The 18,650-nt window shown below is 63.5% G+C and carries 14 protein-coding genes; 10 read left to right on the forward strand and 4 right to left on the reverse strand.

What is annotated here, in order from left to right; all coding sequences use genetic code 11:
* Window positions 1-48: 48 nt before the first annotated feature.
* The 3 genes from EB230_RS10010 to EB230_RS10020 all read right to left on the reverse strand — a co-directional run bounded on the left by EB230_RS10010 (window position 49) and on the right by EB230_RS10020 (window position 5,356).
* On the reverse strand, window positions 49-3,180 hold the full coding sequence (locus tag EB230_RS10010; RefSeq protein ID WP_172372206.1) for an efflux RND transporter permease subunit: 3,132 nt from the start codon (window positions 3,178-3,180) through the stop codon (window positions 49-51).
* Window positions 3,177-4,337, reverse strand: coding sequence for an efflux RND transporter periplasmic adaptor subunit (locus EB230_RS10015; RefSeq protein WP_172372208.1), 1,161 nt, complete (start codon window positions 4,335-4,337; stop codon window positions 3,177-3,179). Before EB230_RS10015 ends, EB230_RS10010 begins: the two co-directional genes overlap by 4 nt.
* Before the next feature lie 191 nt (window positions 4,338-4,528).
* Window positions 4,529-5,356, reverse strand: a complete 828-nt coding sequence (locus tag EB230_RS10020) for a MurR/RpiR family transcriptional regulator (protein WP_056577634.1) — start codon at window positions 5,354-5,356, stop codon at window positions 4,529-4,531.
* 136 nt (window positions 5,357-5,492) lie between these two features.
* On the opposite strand from EB230_RS10020, the gene EB230_RS10025 reads away from it, so the two are divergent.
* The 9 genes from EB230_RS10025 (at window position 5,493) to EB230_RS10065 (ending at window position 16,295) form a co-directional block, all read left to right on the forward strand.
* Entirely contained in the window at window positions 5,493-6,311 is an 819-nt protein-coding gene (locus EB230_RS10025; RefSeq protein WP_056577632.1) for an N-formylglutamate amidohydrolase, read from the forward strand.
* A gap of 21 nt (window positions 6,312-6,332) precedes the next feature.
* Entirely contained in the window at window positions 6,333-7,889 is a 1,557-nt protein-coding gene (locus tag EB230_RS10030; protein ID WP_056577630.1) for an amino acid permease, read from the forward strand.
* 87 nt (window positions 7,890-7,976) lie between these two features.
* Entirely contained in the window at window positions 7,977-9,347 is a 1,371-nt protein-coding gene (locus EB230_RS10035) for a glutamine synthetase family protein (RefSeq protein WP_056577936.1), read from the forward strand.
* 167 nt (window positions 9,348-9,514) lie between these two features.
* Window positions 9,515-10,903, forward strand: a complete 1,389-nt coding sequence (locus EB230_RS10040) for an aldehyde dehydrogenase family protein (RefSeq protein WP_056577627.1) — start codon at window positions 9,515-9,517, stop codon at window positions 10,901-10,903.
* 18 nt (window positions 10,904-10,921) lie between these two features.
* A complete protein-coding gene (locus EB230_RS10045) occupies window positions 10,922-12,094 on the forward strand; it encodes an iron-containing alcohol dehydrogenase (RefSeq protein WP_056577625.1) in 1,173 nt (390 codons plus the stop codon).
* Between the two features lie 243 nt (window positions 12,095-12,337).
* A complete protein-coding gene (locus EB230_RS10050; protein ID WP_056577620.1) occupies window positions 12,338-13,444 on the forward strand; it encodes an ABC transporter substrate-binding protein in 1,107 nt (368 codons plus the stop codon).
* A gap of 187 nt (window positions 13,445-13,631) precedes the next feature.
* Window positions 13,632-14,426 (forward strand): ABC transporter permease subunit, encoded by a 795-nt coding sequence (locus EB230_RS10055; RefSeq protein ID WP_244494148.1) that lies wholly within the window; start codon window positions 13,632-13,634, stop codon window positions 14,424-14,426.
* Entirely contained in the window at window positions 14,423-15,214 is a 792-nt protein-coding gene (locus EB230_RS10060; protein ID WP_056577612.1) for an ABC transporter permease, read from the forward strand. Before EB230_RS10055 ends, EB230_RS10060 begins: the two co-directional genes overlap by 4 nt.
* Before the next feature lie 16 nt (window positions 15,215-15,230).
* Window positions 15,231-16,295, forward strand: coding sequence for an ABC transporter ATP-binding protein (locus EB230_RS10065; RefSeq protein ID WP_056577610.1), 1,065 nt, complete (start codon window positions 15,231-15,233; stop codon window positions 16,293-16,295).
* A 21-nt stretch (window positions 16,296-16,316) separates the two neighbouring features.
* Here the strand turns inward: EB230_RS10065 and EB230_RS10070 are convergent, their stop codons facing one another.
* Complete coding sequence (locus EB230_RS10070) at window positions 16,317-16,943, reverse strand: glutathione S-transferase family protein (RefSeq protein WP_056577608.1); 627 nt, start codon at window positions 16,941-16,943, stop codon at window positions 16,317-16,319.
* A 123-nt stretch (window positions 16,944-17,066) separates the two neighbouring features.
* Here EB230_RS10070 and EB230_RS10075 point away from each other — a divergent pair, with 123 nt between their 5' ends.
* On the forward strand, window positions 17,067-18,620 hold the full coding sequence (locus EB230_RS10075; protein ID WP_056577606.1) for a sodium:proton antiporter: 1,554 nt from the start codon (window positions 17,067-17,069) through the stop codon (window positions 18,618-18,620).
* Window positions 18,621-18,650 lie beyond the last annotated feature (30 nt).

Consider the following 18,650-nt stretch of genomic DNA (forward strand, 5'->3'; position numbering starts at 1 on the left):
TGACGAAGCCGCGAGCGGAAAACAGCCATCCCGTTTCCCGGATATTGCCTACTCCGCCGGCTCCATATTGGTGTAGGCGGCTTCCTCGAGCTCACGCTTGAGGCGTGCCTCCTCATGGGTCTTTGGCGTCACGAAACGGCCAAGCAGGAGGTAGGCGACGGGCGTCAGGAACAGCGTCGAGATGGTGGCCAGCCCCAGCCCGCCGACGATCACCCAGCCGAGCGCCACGCGCGCCTCGGCGCCGGCGCCGGCGGCCAGCACCAGCGGCACGCCGCCAAGTATGGTGCAGATCATGGTCATCATAACCGGCCGCAGGCGGATGGTCGAAGCCTGCTCGATCGCTTCGCGCACGCCGAGCCCGCGGTCGCGCAGCTGGTTGGCGAATTCGACGATCAGGATGCCGTTCTTGGCCATGACGCCAACCAGCAGCACCAGGCCGATCTGGCTGTAGGCGTTGAGGCTGGTGCCGGACAAGAGCAGCGCGAAGATCGCACAGGCGAGGCCGAGCGGCACGGTCGCCATGATGATGACGGCGCTGACGAAGCTCTCGAACTGCGCGGCCAGCACCAGAAGGATGATGACCAGCGCGAAGCCGAAGATGGTGACCATGGCGCTGTTGGTCTCGCCCAGCGTCGCGGCCTCGGCCAGCGGCAGGATGCGGCTGCCCGGCGGCAAGAGCGGCGCGGCGATCTCCTCGGCGCGGTTCAGCGCGTCGCCAAGCGCGAAATTGCCCGAGAGGTTGGAGGTGATGGCCACCGATGGCTGCTGCTGCTCGCGCGACAGCGACGGCGGCACGGCGCGTTCGGTCAGCCTGGCGATGGTCGACATCGGCACGAAGCGGCCGTCGCCCGTCTTGAGGAAGACGTTTTCCAGATCGGTCGGATCGTTGATCGGATTGGTGGTGGAGACCAGCTTCACCCCATAGCTGCGGTCGGCGATGTAGACATCGACGACATCATTGCCGTCAAGCATGGCCTGCATGGTGTTGGCGAGCCCCGTGATGTCGATGCCGAGGTCGGAGGCGCGCTCGCGGTCGATGGCGACGGCCAGCTGCGGCTGCGTCGGGTCGATCGACAGGCGCGGCGTCTGGAAGCGGGGGTCCTTCTGCATCTCGGCGATGATCTTGACCGCCGCGTCGCCAAGCGCCTTGCGGTCGTTGCCGACGAGCGCGAACTGCAGGCCGTTGCCGGCGCCGCGGATGCCAAGGCTGTTGGGCTGAACCGGAAAGATGCGCACGCTCGGCACCTGCTTGGTCAGTTGGCTGATCTCGGCCATGATCTCCTGCTGGCTGCGGCTGCGCTCGTTCCAAGGGGCGAGCGTCATCACCATGAAGCCGGAATTGTAGGAGCCGTTCTGGCCGGCATTCTCGAAGGTTGAGCGGATCTCGCCGGAATCGCGCATCGGCTGGATCAGCTTCTCGATCTTCTGCATCTGCTGCGTCGTGTAGTCGAGGCTGACGCCTTGAGGGGCATTGATGCGCAGCAGCACCGCCGCGCGATCCTCGGTCGGCGTCAGTTCCTGGCGGATGGTGCCGAACAGGGTGAAGGCGGTGCCGGCAAACAGCACAGCGACCAGAACCACGATCCAGGGCGCATCGAGGCAGGCGTGCAGCGCGCGCTTGTAGGCGGCATTCAACGCACCACCGATACGGGCGCCGATGCCCTGGCCGCCTTCATGATGGAGCGATGCGTTCGTCAGCATGCGCGAGGCGAGCATCGGACAAAGCGTCAGCGCCACCACGCAGGACAGCAGCACCGACATGGCGAGCACGAAGCCGAATTCGCGGAACAGGCCGCCCGTCTGGCCCGGCAGGAACGAGATCGGCACGAAGACGGCGACCAGCGTCAGCGTCGTGGCGACGACGGCGAAGAACACCTCCTGGGCGCCGAGCACGGCGGCAGCGCGTGGTCCCATGCCTTCGTTGCGCCGTCGCACGATGTTTTCCAGAACGACGATGGCGTCGTCGACGACAAGGCCCGTGGCCAGCACGAGGGCGAGCAGCGTCAGGATGTTGACCGAGAAGCCGGCCAGGTAGATGGCGGCGATGGTGCCGATCATGGCGACCGGCATCGACAGGCCCGGGATCAGCGTCGCGCGCCAGTCGAGCAGGAAGACGTAGATGACGATCAGCACCATGGTGACCGACAGGCCGAGCGCGATCTCGACCTCGTGTACGGCGCCCTTGACGAAGACGGCGTCGTCACTGGTGACTTTGATTGCCATGCCCTTGGGAAGGTTTTCCTGCAGCTTGGCCACGGCGGCCTGGACGCCAGTCGAAATATCCAGCGTGTTCGATTCCGCCTGGCGGATGATGCCGATACCGATGCCGGTCTTGCCATCGGAACGCAACGTGGTCTGGCCGACATCGGGGCCGAGCGTGACGGTGGCGACATCGCGGATGCGCGTCGTGCCGCCGATGATGATGTTTTCGAATTCCTCGGGCGTGGTCACGTCGGCCGTGGTGCGGACGATCAGGTCCTGGTTGGTCGTGGTGATCGAACCGGCGGGCGAATCGAAAGCAACCGAGGCAAGGGCCGCCCTGAGGTCGGCCACGGTGAAACCGAGGCTGGCGAGCTTGTTCTGGTCGACATCGATGCGGAAGATCTTGTCGCGGTCGCCATAGACCTGGACGTCGGCGACGCCAGGCACGGCGGCCAGTTCGTCCTCGATCTGGTCCTGGACCACCACGGTCATGTCCTGGATCGACATGTTGTCCGAGGTCACCGCCAAGCGCATCACTGCGTCGGAATTGGCATCGGCCTTGACGATGCGGGGCGGATCGGCCGTGTCCGGCATCTGATTGGCGACGCGGCCAACGGCATCGCGCACGTCGGAGGCGGCGACGTTGAGGTCGACACCGTCGTTGAACTCGATGGTGACACGGCTCGAGCCGAAGGAGGAGGAAGAAGAGATCGACTTGACGCCGGAGACACGGGCAACGGCGCCTTCGATCGTATCGGTCAGTTCGCGGTCGACGGTCTCGGCGGCCGCCCCCTCGAAAGTGGTCGAAACGGTGACCACCGCGCGGTCGACGTCGGGCAATTCACGGATCTCGACGCCGTAAAAGGCCGCGAGCCCGGCAACCGCGATGAGCACGTTGAGCACGAAGGCCATGACCGGCCTGCGAATGAACAGGGCGGTGAAGCCGGTATCGCTGGCGGCGTTGGCGGGCGCGGTCATGAGCCTTCGGCGGTGTTGGCGGCGCGCTGCTCCTGGCCGGCGATGCGGACCTCACCGCCTTCGCTGACGCTCTGGGTGCCTTCGGTGACCACCATGTCGCCGCTGTCGATCTCCGCGTCGATCAGCACGGTCTCGGTGTTGCGCTGGATGATGCGCACCGGCACGCGTCTGGCCTTGCCGTCCTCGATCTGCCAGACATAGGCGCCGTCCGACCCCCACAGGATCGCCAGCGGGCTGACGGCCGGATAGGTCTCGCCGGGGAATTTCATGGTGATGGAGAACGACATGCCGGCGCGCAGCGAATCGGCGGGATTGGCGATCTTGGCCTTGACCAGCAGCGTGCGGCTCTTCTCGTCGATGTGGTTGTCGATGGCTGAAACCGTGCCGGTATAGGCGTTGCCGGGATTGGCGATCGGCGTCGCGGTCAATTGAGCGCCGACCTTGACGGCGGCGGCGAAGCGCTCGGGCACCTGGAAATCCACCAGGATCGAGGAGCGGTCGTCGAGGGTGGCGATCGCCGACTGGTTGGTCACATAGTTGCCTGCCGATATCGGCAGGATGCCGACAGTGCCGGCGATCGGTGCCAGAATGGAGCGGCGCTGCAGCGCAAGCTCGGCGTCCTGGAGCGCCAGCTTGGCATTCGACAGGGTCACCTCGGCGTCGGCCACCGCCACCGGGGTGGCGGCATTCGAGGCGCGCAGCGACTTGACGCGATCGAGCTTGGATTGCGCGTCCTGCAAAGCGAGTTTCGCCCGGTTCTGGGCGATGATCTCAGTTTCGGAATCGAGCGTCGCGATGATCTGTCCCTTGTCGACATGGCTGCCGGACTCGACCAGCAGTTCGGCAAGGCGGCCGGAACTGTAGGGATTGACGGTCACCGATGCGTTGGCGCGGCCAGTGCCGATCGCCTGCAGGCGATCGTTGATAACAGCCGAGGCGGCCGGCGACGCAACGATGGTGGCAATCTGGGCGCGGTTGCCCCCCGTCTGCCGGGAGCCACCCGCCGCCGTTTCTTTCGTTGGAGGTGTCGCGCCATAGGCCCAGTCGATACCCCAGCGTGCCAGCACCTGCGGGGCGCCGGGGTAGAAGCGCGCCCATGCGGCCGCGGCGGCGACCACGATCACAAACGCAAGGACAATCTGTTTCCAGCTCGGCATCGATACTCCAGCGGCAATAATCGTCTGCCGGTTCCAGATTGAAGAGGATGCAGCGACGATACGGGCTGGCAGCGAACACCGGCCACGCCACACCCGATATCACCGGTTTATGGCAATTATCACGCAATCGTGCACATTAAATCTCGGTAACGTGAAATCCGCGACGCCCGGTTGGAGCAGATGCGATTGGCCTAACGCAGGCCTTCCATCTCGCGGATGCGACGGGCGCCGTCGGCCTCGAGCTGTCTTGTGACGGCGCCGATCAATGTTTCGGCGACGACGAAAAGTGCCGCCGAAGAATCCCATGCCGAGGGCACGGCGGTTCGTCCGGCGATGACATGGCGGGCAAACCGGGCGATCGGCGACAGCCACTGATCGGTGAACAGCACGATCTGGACGCCGCGCTGGTGCGCCTTCTCGGCGAAGCGGACGAGACTGTCCTGGTAGCGCCTGATATCGAAGATCACCAGCACATCCCGCTTGCCCATGTCGATCAGCCGATCGCGCCACATGCTCTCCTGGCCGGCGAGGTGAAAGACATCGGGCTGGATAACGGCAAGATGGGCGGCCATGTAGCGCGCCAGCGGGTCGGTGAAGCGGCCGCCAATCAGAAATGTCTTGCCACGCCGGTCGGCAAGCCGTGCGGCTATGTCGGCAAGCTGCTTGTCGGAGAGGTGGCGGAAGGTCTCGCGCATATTGTCGAGCGTGGCTTCCAGCATCGGCGAGACCGTGCCGCCGCCGGGCGAGGGCGGGTTGAGGGTTCGTATCGCCGGCGATTGCAATTGCGCCGCCAGTTCGTCCTGCAGGGTCGACTGGAATTCCGGATAGTTCTGAAAGCCGAGCCGGGCCACGAAGCGCAGGATCGTCGGCGAGGAGACACCGGCCGCGGCCGAGAATTCGGCGACCGTCTTCAGGCCGATCATCGGATAGCTCGCGATCAGCGTCTGGGCCGCGCGCCGTTCGCCGGCCGGCATCGCGCCAATCCGGTCGGCGATCAGTTCGGCAATGCTGGAAATCATGTTTTCCCCCACCCGCTGGCCCCGCCCACGAGATCGCATTTGACAAAGCCGGGCAAACTGTATGAAATCATCCATAGGGACGCAATGAGGCAAAATACGTAACATACGATACAGCGCTCCCCGGGGACGGCAGACTATGGAGAAAGCACGGCCCGCCAGCCTTGCATCGTCTGATACCGTGGGGGTGACCAACCCTGGCGGATCAAGCCCCTTCGTGCTCACCTGCGATCACGCCTCCAACTTCCTGCCCGCCGAATTCGGTACGCTCGGCCTTGCCGCCGAGGACCTGTCCCGCCACATCGCCTGGGATCCCGGCGCGCTGCCGGTTGCGCTGCGCATGGCGCAGGCGCTCGATGCGACGCTGGTCGAAAGCCGAATTTCGCGCCTCGTCGTCGACTGCAACCGGCCGCTCGATGCGCCGGACCTTGTGCCGCCGGTCAGCGAAACGACGGTCATTCCCGGCAATGCCGGCCTGTCGGAAAAACAGCGCGCGGCGCGGGTCGCCCTGTCATGGCAGCCGTTTCACGGCGCCATCGAGCGCATCGTCGAGGAACGGCTGGCGCGCGGCCAGGAGACCCGGCTGGTTTCCGTGCATTCCTTCACGCCCGTCTACAAGGGCCGCGACCGGCCCTGGCATATCGGCATCATCCACGATGAGGACCGTCGGCTGGCCTCGCCGCTGATATCGGCGCTCAGGCGGCTTGCCGGCATCACCGTCGGCGTCAACGAACCCTATTCGCCAGCCGACCGCGTCTATTTCACGCTGGAACGGCATGCGCGCTCGCGCGGGCTACCCTGCGCGATGATCGAAATCCGCAACGATGAAATCTCCGGCGAGACCGGGCAGCGGAAATGGGCGGATCTGCTCACGGGCATTTTTTCGGATCTGGAACCAGAGGAGGCCACGCGGCCCAGATCGCATTCAGTCAGAAAGTCAGTCCAATCGGCCAGCTGAAAAACAAACAGGGGACTTCCAATGGCAGCACCGGGTTATACAGACGTTGACAAGGCGGAGGACGTCAAGCACCTCCACAGCATGGGCTATGCCCAGGAACTGGAGCGGCGGCTAAGCCGCTTTTCGAATTTCGCGGTTTCTTTCTCGATCATCTGCATCCTGTCGGGCGGTATCAATTCGCTGGCCCAGGCAACCTCCGGCGCCGGCGGCATCGGTATCGGCATCGGCTGGCTGGTCGGCTGCTTCGTGTCGCTGACCTTTGCCGTTGCCATGTCGCAGATCAGCTCGGCCTATCCGACGGCGGGCGGCTTGTATCACTGGGGTTCGATCCTCGGCAATCGCGGCACCGGCTGGGTGACCGCCTGGCTCAACCTGCTCGGCCTGATCACCGTGCTGGGCGCCATCAATGTCGGCACCTGGACGTTCTTCGTCGGCGCCTTCGGGCCAGCGCTGGGGATTGACGGCTCGCTGACCAACCAGATGATCTTCCTGGTCATCATCACCGGCGCACAAGCCTTGATCAACCATCTCGGCATCAAGCTGACGGCGAAGCTGACCGACTTCTCGGGCTACCTGATCTTCTTTGGCTCGATCCTGATCGCGGTCGTCTGCTTGTTCTCCGCCGAGACCTGGGATTTCAGCCGTCTCTTCACCTTCCACAACTATTCGGGCGACGCCGGCGCCGGTGTCTGGCCGTCCGTCTCCAATGCATGGGTGTTCGCACTCGGCCTCTTGCTGCCGATCTACACGATCACCGGCTACGACGCTTCGGCCCACACCTCCGAGGAAACCATCAAGGCGGCTTCCTCGGTGCCGCGCGCCATGGTCATGTCGGTGATCTGGTCGGCCGTTTTCGGCTATCTGTTCCTGGCCGCTTTCGTGCTGATGATCCCGAATATGGACGATGCCGCCAAGCAGGGCTGGAACGTATTCTTCTGGGCCTTCGACCAGCGCGTCAGCCCCGGCCTCAAGGAGTTCGTCTACCTCGTCGTGTTCATCGCGCAGCTTCTGTGCGGTCTCGCCACCGTCACTTCGGCGTCGCGCATGATCTTCGCCTTCTCGCGTGACGGCGGCCTGCCCGGCTCGGCGGCACTCGCCAAGGTCAGCCCGACCTATCGCACGCCGGTGGCGGCGATCTGGACGGCATCCATCCTGTCGGTGCTGTTCGTCTGGGGCTCGACGCTGGTTTCGGTCGCCGGGACCTCGGCCTACACCATCGTGGTGTCCTGCACCGTCATCTTCCTGTTCCTGTCCTTCACCGTGCCGATCGTGCTCGGGATGCTGGCCTGGGGCACGCCGAAGTGGGACAAGATGGGGCCTTGGAACATGGGGCGCGGCGTGTTCATGCTGTTCGCCTTCCTGTCGATCGTGTCGATGATCCTGATCTTCATCATCGGCATCCAGCCGCCGAACGATTGGGCGCTCTACATCACCGTGGGCTTCTTCGTTCTGACGGCGATCGTGTGGTTCGCCTTCGAACGCAACCGCTTCCAGGGGCCGCCGCTCGGCGACATCATCGCGGCGCGTCAGGCGGCGATCAAGGCGGCGGAACAGGCGGTCGGCGAAACCGGCCACTGACCTCGACCATCAAGGCCATGGCCGGCATCGAGCCGGCCATGGTTTCGTTTATCCCTTTCAATGACCAAGCACTGGAGTGCCGAAGGAATGGCCGGAAATTTCTCGTTCGATCAGTTGAAGAAAGCGGTCTCCAGCGGCGAGATCGACACGGTTCTGGCCTGCATCGTCGACATGCAGGGCCGGCTGGCGGGAAAACGGTTCCTGGCGCAGTACTTCGTCGATTCCGCGCATGACGAAACGCATGGCTGCAACTATCTCCTGGCCGCCGACATCGATATGGAGCCGGTGCCCGGCTACAAGGCGGCGAGCTGGTCGAAGGGCTATGGCGATTTCGTCATGAAGCCGGACCTTGCCACGCTGCGGCGCATTCCCTGGCTGGAAAAGACCGCGCTGGTGATCTGTGACGTGCTTGACCACCACACCCATGACGACCTGCCGCATTCGCCGCGCGCGATCCTGAAGAAGCAGGTCAAGCGGCTGCAGGAGCGCGGCTACATCGGCTACTTCGCTTCCGAACTCGAATTCTATCTGTTCAACGAGACCTACGATTCCGCACGCAAGAAGCACTGGCAGGGCCTTGATACCGCTTCGCCCTATATCGGTGACTACCAGATCGGCATCACCACCAAGGAAGAAGGTGTCATGCGCCGGCTTCGCAACGAGATGGAAGCGGCCGGTATCCCGATCGAGAACTCCAAGGGCGAATGGGGCCCGGGCCAGGAAGAGATCAATGTGCGCTACGCCGAAGCGCTCGACATGGCCGACCGGCACGTCATCCTGAAGAACGGCGCCAAGGAGATCGCCGAGTCCGAAGGCAAGGCGATCTCGTTCATGTCCAAGTACAATTACGGGCTCGCCGGCAATTCCAGCCACATCCACAATTCGCTGTGGAGCGCCGACGGCAAGACGCCGCTGTTCTTCGACAAGAAGGCCGACTGGACGCTGTCGACGCTCGGCCAGCAATGGGCGGCAGGGCAACTGAAATACGCCAAGGAATTCACCTGGTTCCTGGCGCCCTACATCAACTCCTACAAGCGTTTCCAGGCCGGCACCTTCGCGCCGACCAAGATCATGTGGAGCGAGGACAACCGCACCGCCGGCTTCCGCCTGTGCGGCGAGGGCACCAAGGGCATCCGCATGGAGTGCCGCATCGGCGGCGCCGACCTCAACCCCTATCTCGCCTTCGCCGCGCTGATCGCCGCCGGCCTTGCCGGCATCGATGAGAAGCTGGAGTTGCAGAAGCCTTTCGTCGGCGATGCCTATCAGGCATCTCGCCTGCCGGAGATCCCGAAGACGTTGCGCGATGCGACCGAGACGCTGGCGAAGTCGAAGATGCTGAAGCAGGCGCTCGGCGAGGACGTGCTCGAACATTATGTCCACACGGCAAAATGGGAGCAGTTCGAATACGACCGCCGCATTACGGATTGGGAACTGCACAGAGGGTTCGAGCGGTACTAGGGTAGCAGCCAACGTCGGCGCTGCCCCCACCCTTTCCCGGCGAGAATGGGAAGGGCGCCACCGTCGGAGCGCTTCCCTTCTCCTTTCCACGGGAGAAGATGCGGAGGATGAGGGTAGCGCCAAACCGTGTGATTTTCGATTGTTGTAAAAGTACGAGGACTTGCAAAATGACCGAAACGGTCAAACTCATTACCCCCATTGACGGCTCGATCTATGCCGAGCGGCCCGTGGCAACGGACCAGGCGATCAATGCCGCTGTCGAGCGCGCCAAGGCGGCGCAGGAGAAATGGGCCGAAACGCCGATCGTCGAGCGCGGCAAGTACATGCTGGCGATGCTCGAAGCGCTGGTCGCGATGACCGACGAGATCGTGCCCGAGATCGCCTGGCAGATGGGGCGTCCGGTGCGCTATGGCGGCGAGTTCGGCGGTGTCAAGGAACGCACCAATTACATGGTCGAGATCGCCGAGGCGGCGCTGAAATCCGTGCCGGCATCCAACCCGAAGGACGGCTTTCGGCGTTATGTGAAGAAGGATCCGCTCGGCTTGGTCATGGTGATCGCGCCCTGGAACTATCCCTATCTGACCGCCGTCAACACGATCGTGCCGGCGCTGATGGCAGGCAACGCCGTCATCCTCAAGCATGCGGCGCAGACGCTGCTAGTCGGCGAGCGCTTTCAGCAGGCCTTCGACAAGGCCGGCCTGCCCAAGGGCGTGTTCCAGAACATCGTGCTCAACCACGCCCAGACCGAAAAGCTGCTTGGTTCTGGCAAGATCGACCATGTCAATTTCACCGGTTCGGTCGGCGGCGGCCGCGCCATCGAAAAGGCGGCGGCGGGCACCTTCATGACGCTCGGCCTCGAGCTTGGCGGCAAGGATCCGGCCTATGTGCTGCCCGACGCCAAAATGGATCATGCTGTCGCCAACCTGGTCGACGGCGCCTTCTACAATTCCGGCCAGTGCTGCTGCGGCATCGAGCGCGTCTATGTGCACGAGAAGGTCTATGACGAGTTCGTCGAGGGCTTCATCGCCGAGACCAGGAACTACGTCGTCGGCAATCCACTGGAGCAGGCCACGACTATGGGGCCGATGGCGCAGGCGCGCTTCGCCGACCTGATCCGCGAGCAGAAGGCAGAGGCGTTGCGCAAGGGCGCCAAGGCGCACATCAACATGAAGGTGGCTAACGACAGGGCGGGCTCGCCCTATCTGGCGCCGGAGGTGCTGACCCACGTCGACCATCAGATGAGCGTCATGCGCGAGGAGAGCTTTGGCCCGATCGTCGGCATCATGAAGGTGCGCAACGACGAGGAGGCGATCGCGCTGATGAACGACAGCCCCTATGGGCTGACGGCCTCGATCTGGACCAGGGATACCGAGCATGCGGTGGCGATCGGCAACCGCGTCGAGACCGGCACGGTGTTCATGAACCGCTGCGACTATCTCGATCCGGCCCTGGTCTGGACCGGCGTCAAGGACACCGGCAAGGGTGCGGCACTGTCAGCCATCGGTTACGATAATCTGACCCGGCCGAAATCCTTCCACCTGCGCGAAGCCATCTGATTTTTCGAAAGACAAGCAATGTCCAAGCTGATCTCCAAATGGAACTACCCCACCACCGTCCGCTTCGGCGCCGGGCGCATCAAGGAATTGCCGGAGGTCCTGGCGGCCACCGGCATCAAGCGGCCGCTCTTCGTCACTGATCCGGGCCTGGCGAAACTGCCGGTCGTCGCCTCGACGCTGAAGATTCTCGACGATGCCAAGGTGCCCTACGGCGTCTTCTCGGAGGTGAGACCGAACCCGGTCGAGTCCAACCTCACCGCCGGCATTGCCGTGTTCAAGAAGGGCAAGCATGATGGCGTCATCGCCTTCGGCGGCGGCTCGGCGCTCGATCTCGGCAAGCTGATCGCCTTCCAGGCGGGCCAGACGCGGCCGGTGTGGGATTTCGAGGATGTCGGCGACTGGTGGACGCGCGCCAACTCCGACGCCATCGCTCCGATCATCGCGGTTCCGACCACGGCTGGTACCGGATCGGAGGTCGGCCGCGCCGGCGTCATCACCAATGAGGAGACGCACACCAAGAAGGTCATCTTCCATCCGAAGCTGCTGCCGGCGATCGTGATCGCCGATCCGGAGCTGTCGGTTGGCATGCCTGGCTTCATCACCGCCGGCACCGGCATGGATGCGCTTGCCCACTGCCTCGAGGCCTATTGTGCGCCGGGCTACCATCCGATGGCCGATGGCATCGCTGTGGAGGGCATTCGCCTGGTGTTCGAGAACCTGCCGAAGGCCTTCGCCAACGGCAAGGACCTCGTCGCGCGCGCCCATATGATGAGCGCGGCCGCCATGGGCGCCACCGCTTTCCAGAAGGGGCTGGGCGCCATCCACTCGCTGTCGCATCCAGTCGGCGCGCTCTACGATACCCATCACGGCATGACCAATGCCGTGTTCATGCCCTATGTGCTCGCCTTCAATCGCGACTCCATCGAGGAGCGTATTGCCCGGCTCGCCGCCTATTGCGGCATCAAGGGAGGCTTCGATGGCTTTGCCAAGGCCATCATCAAGCTGCGCAAGGAGTTGAAGGTGCCGCACGCGCTTCCGGGCCTGATCAAGGGGCTCGACATGGACAAGAAACGCAAGGCGCTGATCGCGGACATGGCGGTGGTCGATCCCACGGCCGGCGGCAACCCGGTCAAGCTCACCAAGAAGGCGGCGCTGACGCTGCTGGAAAACGCTATCGCCGGCACGATCTGACGGCGTATGACTGCCAGAAAATTGATCTGGAAAATCAGGGCGAACCAAGGGGGAAAGGATGAAATGCAAGGCAGAAAGTGTTTAGCCGGAAAAATAAGTGACGGCTAATTGCTACAGTCGGTTAAAAAGAGTTAACTTTTTCTGCTGCCGGCCAAGGGTTTCACAAAGCTTTCATCTGGCTGTCACATGAAAACGATACCGCATCGCAGGCGTTCAACAGCGTCAGTTCAACGGAGAGAACACATGTTCAAATTCACGGGGAAGGTGCTTTCCCTTTCGGCCGCGACCCTTATGGTGTCGTCGGTGATTTCGTCCGCGGCTTCGCTGGACGATCTCGTCAAGGCGGCGAAGGCCGAGGGCCAACTCACCACCATCGCGCTGCCGCATGACTGGTGCGGCTACGGCGACGTCATCGCCGGCTTCAAGGCGAAGTATCCGGAAATCACCATCAACGAACTCAACCCCGATGCCGGCTCCGGCGACGAGGTCGAGGCTATCAAGGCCAACAAGGACAACAAGGGCCCGCAGGCACCCGACGTCATCGACGTTGGCCTGTCCTTCGGCCCGACCGCCAAGGCCGACGGCCTGCTGATGCCTTACAAGGTGTCGACCTGGGACTCGATCCCGGACAGCGCCAAGGATGCCGATGGCGCCTGGTACGGTGACTATTATGGCGTTCTCTCGTTCATGGTGAACAAGGACCTGGTCAAGGAATCGCCCAAGGACTGGGCCGATCTCCTGAAGCCGGAATTCGCCAATTCGGTCGCGCTTGCCGGTGATCCGCGCGCTTCCAACCAGGCCATCCAGGCCGTCTACGCCGCCGGCCTTTCCGGTGGCGCGGCTGCTGGTGAAGCCGCCGGCACCGCCGGCCTCGACTTCTTCAAGAAGCTCAACGCCGCCGGCAATTTCGTTCCGGTCGTCGGCAAGCCGGCAACGCTCGCCCAGGGCCAGACCCCGATCCTGATCAACTGGGACTACAATGCGCTCGCCGGCCGCGATACGCTGAAGGGCAACCCGCCCGTCGACGTCATCGTGCCGAAGACCGGTGTGGTCGCCGGCGTCTATGTGCAGGCGATCAGCGCCTATGCGCCGCATCCGAACGCAGCCAAGCTGTGGATGGAATACCTCTATTCCGACGAAGGCCAGATCGGCTGGCTGAAGGGCTATTGCCACCCGATCCGCTTCAACGATCTCGCCAAGAACGGCAAGATCCCCGCGGACGTGCTGGCCAAGCTGCCGCCGGCGGAATCCTATGCCTCGGCCGCGTTCCCGACGCTCGACGAGCAGGGCAAGGCCAAGGAAGCGATCAGCAAGAACTGGGACGCCGTTGTCGGCGCCAACGTGAAGTAAGACTTGAAATCCACCGGGCGGCCGCGAGGCCGCCCGGTTTTCCCTCGAAGACGGTAGCCGGCGCATGACCGATCTTACGCTTTCAAATCAGGCACTCGCCACCAAGCCCGCGCCGCCGAACGAGGCGACCGCCTTCCGCCTGCCGACGCAATGGATCGGCGTGGCGCCCTTCTTCATCTTTGCCCTGATGTTCTTGATCCTGCCCACGCTTTATCTCGTGCTGGGCGCGTTTCAACGCGGTGACGGCTCCTTCACCCTGGACAACATCCTGCAGCTGGTCACCGACCCGTCGATCAGCGCCTCCTATTGGGTTTCGATCAAGATCAGTTTCTGGTCGGCCATCATCGGCGCCTTTGCCGGCCTCGCAATAGCCATCGCCATCGTGCGTGGCGGCCTGCCAGGCTGGACGCGCTCCGCAACCCTGACTTTTTCGGGTGTCGCCTCCAATTTTGCCGGCTTGCCGCTGGCGTTCGCGTTCCTGGCAACGCTTGGCCGCGTCGGCATCGTCACCACGCTTTTGCGTGACGTCCTCAATATCAATATCTATGCGATGGGCTTCAATTTCCTCACCACTTCGGGCCTGATCGCGGTCTATCTGTTCTTCCAGATCCCGCTGATGGTGGTCATCATCGTGCCGGCCATCGACGGATTGAAGAAGGAATGGGGCGAGGCGGCGGCCACGCTTGGCGCCACGCAGTCGCAGTATTGGCGCATGGTGGTCATTCCGGTGATATGGCCGAGTTTCCTCGGCACCGTCATCCTCCTGTTCGCCAATGCGTTCGGCGCCATCGCCACGGCTTACGCCTTTGCCGGTCCGGCGCTCAACATCGTTCCCATCAAGCTCTATTCGCAGATCAATGGTGACGTGCTGCACAATCCGCAGCTTGGCTATGCCATCGCCTTCGGCATGATCGTCATCACGGGCTTGGCCAACGTCTTCTACATCTGGTTCCGGACTCGCTCCGAAAGGTGGCTCAAATGAAGTCGGGTAAGTTCTGGGCCTGGGTCATCTTCATTGTCGGCGCGGCTTATTTCTTCATACCGCTGATGGCGACGGTCGAGTTCTCGTTGCGCATGCGCCGCGGCGTTCATTCCTTCGACGCCTATCGGATCGTGCTCGGCGACGCGCGCTTCCAGTCGACCTTCCTGTATTCGGTGATCGCGGCCATCTTCACCATCATACTCGGAGTGCTGATCGTGGTGCCGGCGGCCTATTGGATCCGGCTGCGTCTGCCGCAGCTCAGGCCGATCGTCGAATTCATCACCTTGCTGCCGCTGGTCATTCCGGCCATCGTCATCGTTTTCGGCTATATCAGGATGTACGGCTCGAATTCGCCGCTGCCGTTCCTGGGAAGCAATATGGGTGCGAACGCCCTGCTGGTCATCGGTTATGCAACGCTGTCGCTGCCTTACATGTACCGCGCCGTCGACACCGGCCTGCGCACCATCGATGTGCGCACGCTGACGGAAGCGGCCCAGATCCTGGGTGCCGGCTGGGGCACGATCATTGGCCGTGTCATCCTGCCCAATGTTCTGATTGCCGTGCTGTCGGGCGCCTTCCTCACCTTTGCCATCGTCATCGGCGAGTTCACCATGGCGAGCCTGCTCAACCGCCCGGCCTTTGGCCCCTATCTGCAGAATATCGGCGCCAACCGTGCTTATGAGCCCGCGGCTCTTGCCATCATCGCTTTCGCCATTACCTGGGGCTGCATGTCGCTCATCCAGATCCTGTCCCGCTTCGCGCCGAAATCGGCGAACCGACCGAACTGACCTGAGAGAAAAAGCCATGGCCGAGCCATTTCTGTCCATCCAGCATGTGCGAAAGTCCTACGGTTCCAACACCGTGGTCCAGGATTTCAGCCTCGATGTCGAGCCGGGCGAATTCGTCTCGTTCCTTGGACCGTCCGGCTGCGGCAAGACAACGGTGCTGCGCATGGTCGCCGGCTTCGAGGAGCCGTCGGCCGGCAAGATCGTCGTGGCCGGCAAGGACATTACGCGCCTGAAGCCCAACCAGCGCAATGTCGGCATGGTGTTCCAGGCCTACGCGCTGTTCCCGAACCTGACCGTGGCACAGAACATCGCTTTCGGGCTGAAGGTCGCCGGCATGTCGAAGGCCGATGCCGACAAGCGCGTCGCCGAGATGCTCGACATGATCAAGCTGCCGCAGATGGCCGACCGCTATCCCTACCAGCTCTCAGGCGGCCAGCAGCAGCGCATCGCGCTGGCGCGCGCGATCGCGCCGAAACCGAAGCTGCTTTTGCTCGACGAGCCGCTGTCGGCGCTGGACGCCAAGGTGCGCGTGTCGCTGCGCGAGGAAATACGCTCCATCCAGAAGAAGCTCGGCATCACCACCATCTTCGTCACCCATGACCAGGAAGAGGCGCTGTCGATCTCCGACCGCATCGCCGTCATGTATGGCGGCAAGGCCGAGCAGGTGGGCACGCCGTTCGAGATTTACAACCGGCCGGCGACCAAGTTCGTCGCCAATTTTGTCGGCACGCTCAACGTGCTCGAAGGCAAGGTCACCGACGCCGCGGCCGGCACGGTTCAGGTCAACACGCAGGAAGTCTCGCTCAAGGGCAAGCTCAACGGCTCGAAGTCCGGCGACACGCTGTCGCTGGCGCTGCGGCCGGAAGCGATTTCGCTCGGCCGCCAGCCCGGCCGCGATTCCAGCCTGTCCGGCGAAATTTCCGAAGTGCACTTCCTCGGCTCGGTGATCCGGGTTCGTGTCGGCATTGGCGGCAACACGGTGTCGCTCGATACGTTCAACAGTCCGGCCACACCGCCGCCCGCCGTTGGCGAAAAGGCCGAGATTTCGTTCTCGTCGGGGGATATGCTGGTCCTTCATTGAAAATGCCGTTGAGCGCGGACCTCAAGCCGGCGCAATGAACGGCTGCGATATCTCCTGAAAGGCAGCCAAGGCCTCCATACGCTTGGCGTGTGCGCCGAGGGCGGGGAAATCGGCCAGCGACACCAGTCCCGGATGCGCCTCGCCGATAAAACGCAGCACCGCGGCGACCGCGATATCGGCATGACCGATATGGTCGCCGAACCAATACGCTGTCGGACGTTCGGCCCGCTCGGCCTCCAGCACGGCGAGCACCGCCTCTATCTGCGTGCGGCAGCGCCCGACCCAGAGCTCGGAGAGTTTCTCGTGCAGCCGCTTCTCGTAAAACAGGCTGACTGCCTTGTCGCCGAGCCCGGTGGCCAGGGCTGAGACCTTCAGCGCCTGATGACGCTTGGGCTCGCTCACCGGAAACATCCTGCGATCGGCCGGAACAAGGCTGTCGAGATAGTCGAGTATCAAATGGCTTTCGATCAGCACCTCGCCATTGTCCAGCACCAAGGTCGGCACGCGCGTCAGCGGATTGTAGGGACGGATCTTCTCGGCATCGCCGAAGGCCGACCAGGGACGGTGCTCGAAGGAGATGCCATACATGGTCAGCGCGATGCCGACACGGCGCACGAAGGGCGAGTCATATTGGCCGATGAGGATCATACCGGTCTTTTAAGCGGGAGGTGGTTTGACGCCTACTGCCAGAGGGCTTGAGTTTGATGGCCAATCCACCGCATCCTGCAGGCATATCCGCGCCGGCAATCCCGTCTCACGGAAGTACCGCTCATGGCTCTTTTCGAACTGACGCTTGTCCTGCTTTTGACTGCCGTCGCGCTGACGGCGCTGTCGCGGCGGCTGGAGATACCCTATCCATCGCTGCTGGCCCTGGCCGGGGTTGCGATCGCCTTCGTGCCCGGTGCGCCAATGATCGAGATCGATCCGGAGCTGGCGCTTGCGCTGTTCATCGCGCCGGTGCTTCTCGATGCCGCCTATGACACCTCGCTGCGCGACCTGAAGCGCTACAGGCTGTCGCTGGTGCTGCTGGCGCTTGGCGCCGTTGTCTTCACCACTGTCGTCGTCGCCTTCGTCGGCTGGAAGATGGCCGGCCTGCCAATAGCGGCGGCGATCGCGCTCGGCGCCATCGTCGCGCCGCCGGACGCGGTGGCGGCATCCGCGGTACTGGGGCAATTCAAGGTGCCGCACCGCATCACCGCCATCCTGCAGGGCGAGAGCCTGCTCAACGATGCCACGGCCCTCCTGATCTACCGGCTGGCCGTTTCGTCGGCGCTCGGCTCGATCATGCTGAGCAACGCCATTCCGACGATCTTGCTGTCGACCATTGGCAGCCTGGTCGCGGGATATGTGCTTGGTCGCTTCTCGCTGCTGACGCTCACCCGCATCGAGGATGCGGCGAGCAGCACCGTGGTGCAGTTTGCCGGCACATTCGGCGTGTGGATCCTGGCCGACAGGCTCGGTCTTTCCGCCATCATCACCATCGTCGTCTACGCCATCACCATCGCGCGCCGGGCGCCGCGCCGCATGTCGGCGAGACGCCGCGTCAGCACCTATTCGGTCTGGGAGTCGGCGGTGTTCGTGCTCAACGTGCTGGCTTTCGTGCTGATGGGTCTGCAGGCACGTTCGATCGTCGGCCGGCTCTCCGGCCAAGGGCAGGGTGAAGCCTTTCTCTTTGCCGCGACGGTGCTGGTTGTCGTCATTGTGGCACGTCTCGTCTGGGTGGCGAGTTACGTTGCGATCATCCGGTGGTTCGCCCGCTTCGGCGGCGAAGACCGGAGGCGGGACGTGCCGACGTATCGCGGCGCGGTGCTCGTCGGCTGGTGCGGCATGCGCGGGCTTGTGACGCTGGTGGTGGCCATTGCCCTGCCGGCGGGTTTTCCCGGCCGCGATCCGATCGTGCTTGCCGCCTTCGCTGTGGTCCTGGGCACGCTGGTGCTGCAGGGCATGAGCCTGAAACCCCTGCTGCGGATACTCAACTTCGAACGGGATACCACGATAGACCGCGAGGTGGCCCAGGCTCGCGTCGCGATCATGCAGGCGGCACTCGACGTGTTGAGCCGCAAGAATTCGGCGGCCGCGGCTGTCGTGCGCGAGCAGTACGAGGCCCAGCGTGTTATCGCCGAAAACCCGGAGGACGCACAGGCGGCAACCGAATACGACCGGTTGCGCCTCTACGCCATCAATCGCCAGCGCGACACGCTGGAGGAGTTGCGCCGCAACGGCACGATCGGCGACGAGGCCTATCATCGGCTGGAGGAAGAGATCGACTGGGCGGAGTTGGCGGCGTCGCCTGCGGGCCGGTTCCAGCCGCTGACGACGGATTAGGACGGTCCACCGCCGGACCTGACCCCCGGG

It is taken from the genome of Mesorhizobium sp. NZP2234, assembly GCF_013170765.1.
Classification (GTDB): domain Bacteria; phylum Pseudomonadota; class Alphaproteobacteria; order Rhizobiales; family Rhizobiaceae; genus Mesorhizobium; species Mesorhizobium loti_D.

Coding starts and splice junctions, on each gene's coding strand:
- EB230_RS10010 (WP_172372206.1), bottom strand. CDS start 3,180: ATGACCGCGCCCGCCAACGCCGCCAGCGATACCGGCTTCACCGCCCTG.
- EB230_RS10015 (WP_172372208.1), bottom strand. CDS start 4,337: ATGCCGAGCTGGAAACAGATTGTCCTTGCGTTTGTGATCGTGGTCGCC.
- EB230_RS10020 (WP_056577634.1), bottom strand. CDS start 5,356: ATGATTTCCAGCATTGCCGAACTGATCGCCGACCGGATTGGCGCGATG.
- EB230_RS10025 (WP_056577632.1), top strand. CDS start 5,493: ATGGAGAAAGCACGGCCCGCCAGCCTTGCATCGTCTGATACCGTGGGG.
- EB230_RS10030 (WP_056577630.1), top strand. CDS start 6,333: ATGGCAGCACCGGGTTATACAGACGTTGACAAGGCGGAGGACGTCAAG.
- EB230_RS10035 (WP_056577936.1), top strand. CDS start 7,977: ATGGCCGGAAATTTCTCGTTCGATCAGTTGAAGAAAGCGGTCTCCAGC.
- EB230_RS10040 (WP_056577627.1), top strand. CDS start 9,515: ATGACCGAAACGGTCAAACTCATTACCCCCATTGACGGCTCGATCTAT.
- EB230_RS10045 (WP_056577625.1), top strand. CDS start 10,922: ATGTCCAAGCTGATCTCCAAATGGAACTACCCCACCACCGTCCGCTTC.
- EB230_RS10050 (WP_056577620.1), top strand. CDS start 12,338: ATGTTCAAATTCACGGGGAAGGTGCTTTCCCTTTCGGCCGCGACCCTT.
- EB230_RS10055 (WP_244494148.1), top strand. CDS start 13,632: ATGTTCTTGATCCTGCCCACGCTTTATCTCGTGCTGGGCGCGTTTCAA.
- EB230_RS10060 (WP_056577612.1), top strand. CDS start 14,423: ATGAAGTCGGGTAAGTTCTGGGCCTGGGTCATCTTCATTGTCGGCGCG.
- EB230_RS10065 (WP_056577610.1), top strand. CDS start 15,231: ATGGCCGAGCCATTTCTGTCCATCCAGCATGTGCGAAAGTCCTACGGT.
- EB230_RS10070 (WP_056577608.1), bottom strand. CDS start 16,943: ATGATCCTCATCGGCCAATATGACTCGCCCTTCGTGCGCCGTGTCGGC.
- EB230_RS10075 (WP_056577606.1), top strand. CDS start 17,067: ATGGCTCTTTTCGAACTGACGCTTGTCCTGCTTTTGACTGCCGTCGCG.